Genomic DNA, 3,157 nt, shown 5'->3' with positions numbered 1-3,157 from the left:
TCATGATGTCCCTCTGGGATGCGCTCCGGATGAATATGATGATCTCATATCAGGAACTTGTTCGCACCTTCCCTAAGTATATTTTGAATTTACAGAAAACCATAGTCAGAATGTATACTTCACACCCAGCATGGCTGAGGTGTCGTTATACCCTTTATCACCAACTTGAACTCTCACATTCCCCCACAGGTTCAGATGGGGATTTATTTGACCTTCCACACCAGTTTTGACCTCTCCGATATTACGGGTACCATCCTGATACACCGGTTCGCCGTTCATACGAACCCCAAAATCACGGGTATTATGCAACCAGTTCACCTCCACAAATGGGCTGAACTCACGTGATTTACCATCATCCATTTTATTGAGCCTTTTAATCCAGGTTTTCACGCCCAGACGGGTATGGACATTACCGTCTCCGGTGCTTTCAATAAGAGTACCGTTACTTTCATAGAGTTCATCAGCTTTAACCCCCATCCAGACAAGCTGGGCCTGAGGCTGAACATACCATTCGTTCAGATTGCCATAGTTGCTGCTGAATTCCCCGATTTTCCAGGCATAACCTGTTTCCAGTGAGGCGGTAAGTCCTTTTGATTTCCAGGATTCACCCGGCAGTCCGTCACCTTTCACATGGTTATCGAACCAGCCGTACTGAGCCCAGGTATCCAGATAAGCTCCGTTATGAGTCTCATCATCAGCATACCAGGTAGCATACAGCCCGGTACTGTAACCATTTACGCTGCCTTTTGAATGGTATCCGGTGCGTACTGCACCTGTACTGCTATGGTTGTTACCGTAACCAGCCATAACCCCCAGATGCCAGCGGTTAGTTCCACCCCAATCCCATTGTGCGATATCACCACCCAGTTGAATCACATAACGATTACTTTGAGTTTTCAGTTGACCAGAACCGTCGCGCCAGCGGTTATGTCCTCCTTCATGGCGCATCCACATACTGGTTGCTTTCGGTTCTCCGGTAATTGCATCGACGTATTGCGTCTGCCCCAGACGTTCATGAAGGCGGGTCACAAACATGGTGTTTGCCGCAGCTATATTCGCGGTATAGGAGCTGGCTTCCGGGCGCAGGTTGTTATCATGCCCTTCCGGAGTAGGTTCAGGATCAGGCCTTGGTTCTGGAGTGTTTTTACTACTGCTCAGATACCAGTTTCCATAGTTGCTTCCCGGCCCACGTCCAAGAGTGTAGTCATAAGCGCCGGCCGCTATACGTCCGGCCTGAATAAATTCAGCGTTAGCTGCATTACCATCAACATGAATAACTTCAATACTATTCAGCGTATTAGCGCCTGAACCACCAACATTCGTAACAGCCACTCGGGTCTTACCGGACGCATCGCCTTTAATTACCAGTTTGTCGGTTGCAGAAGAGCTATCATCCAGCACTGTGTTAATGAGCAGCGTGCCATTATTACCGGTGTAGTTACCTCCAATCGTCAGAATATTTCCCGGAGCCGCCGATCGCAGGTCAAGGCTTCCACTATTGGTTACGTTCCCTACTACGCCACCAAATCCGGTAAGTTTACCGTTCTTTGCAATATTGACCAGGCTACTGGCGAGCATGACAGGTGCATCAGATTGCCCAAGAATCAGAGAGCCGTCATCAATATCTGTCTGTCCGCTCCAGGCAGCATTGCTTCGGACAGTCAGTGAACCGGAACCGGTTTTACGGACATTACCGGTTCCAGTAACATTATTTATAAGTTGCCAGTCTGTTGTGTTGTTCAGCTGCAAGATTCCACGGTTACTCACGGAAGCAATCCCAAGATTCTGCGCTCCAGTGGCAGTCAACTGAGAGCTGGTATCTACTACAAACAGCCCTGAGTAGTTACTGTTATTTCCTGAAATCTGGGTATCACTATTGATCAAAGATACTGTACCAGAACCACTCAGATTATTACTTAGCAAGCCTGAGGCATGAGTAAGAGATAATGTCCCAGCGTTACTGATGTTACCAGTACCCAGTCCGGAAACATCGTTCATTCGGACAGTTGCATCTTTTGCTATTATGGTGCTGACAGCAAAAGTGTGGTTGCCTCCTGTAATATCGAGGACGCCGCCGCTGATATTCAGGAAGCCACCTCCAGTCAGAGTACCGGCAGATACGCCATCATCAGTCAGGGTCAAATTCCCGCCATTGATGTTCAGTACAGAACCTGCAGCACCATTAAGCTTACCAACAGTCTGGCTATGACCGTTCATGTCCAGCCGGGTATCAGTAGCCAGACGAATCTCGCTGGTCTGTCCCAGAACACTGTTGCTGTTCATGAGGACATTACCACCGCGGATAGCTGTAACTCCTGTGTAATCATTATCCTGATTCGACAGAGAAACGGTTTCTCCTTTCTGACTGTTGAAAGCCAGGTCTCCGGCACCTGTGATACGGGCACTCATGTCTGCTGCATTTCCAGTTGTACCTGCAGCATCAAGCACGAGTGCATCAACACCAGAGGCTAGCAAATCAAGCTGAGTCAGAGCATAACCTATATACAGTCCATCATTATGGGGCCCTGATGTCAGACGATAATCGTATACCCCCTTAGCAACATTTTTTCCCAGTTGAACTATATTCCTTTGCTTACCTGAGGATATTACTTGCCCGGAGGCATCCTGCAGTTGAAGGTTTCCACCATTCCCCTTTACAACTGCGGAACTTGCATCTACAAGTTTAATGGTGGCATTACTGTCATCCTGTTCCAGCAATGAAAGTGAAGAATTAATAACCTGTGGAATACCATTCACATCTGTGGGTGTTGAAACCCGTACAGCACCATTTCCATTGATATACAGATTGTCAGTAACCTGAATCTGGGATTCAGTTTGCTGAGCTCCCTGAGTTACGGCACCGAAATTTACGGCTCCACCGTCAAATGAAAATCCGTTAATAACCTGAGTTCCAGTACCTGCAGTTATCACACTCCCGACCCCAGCAAGCACTAGTGCTGAAGTTAGTGCAGTGGTATTGTCGTCACTCAAGTCAAAGAGTGTATCAGACAATGCCAGCGTACCTGTAAATTCCTGTGTATTCGTTGAATTCTGGAAAGCAAAATTATGTCCACCAGTATGAACATTAAGATAACCGTTACCAGTCATATTATTATTGAATGTCCAGTCATCCTGGCTGGTTATTTGCAGCACCCCA

General features: G+C 47.4%; 1 protein-coding gene. It reads right to left on the bottom strand.

Going from position 1 to position 3,157, the window contains the following annotated elements; genetic code table 11:
• Nucleotides 1-105: 105 nt before the first annotated feature.
• On the bottom strand, nt 106-3,157 hold a 3,052-nt coding region (locus OQV04_RS23965), incomplete at its 5' end, for an autotransporter outer membrane beta-barrel domain-containing protein (protein WP_332643148.1).

Source organism: Escherichia sp. Lx600-2, from assembly GCF_036662595.1.
Classification (GTDB): domain Bacteria; phylum Pseudomonadota; class Gammaproteobacteria; order Enterobacterales; family Enterobacteriaceae; genus Escherichia; species Escherichia coli.
Note: the sequence above shows the minus strand (reverse complement) of the source record. Positions and strands in the feature narration are given on the sequence as shown.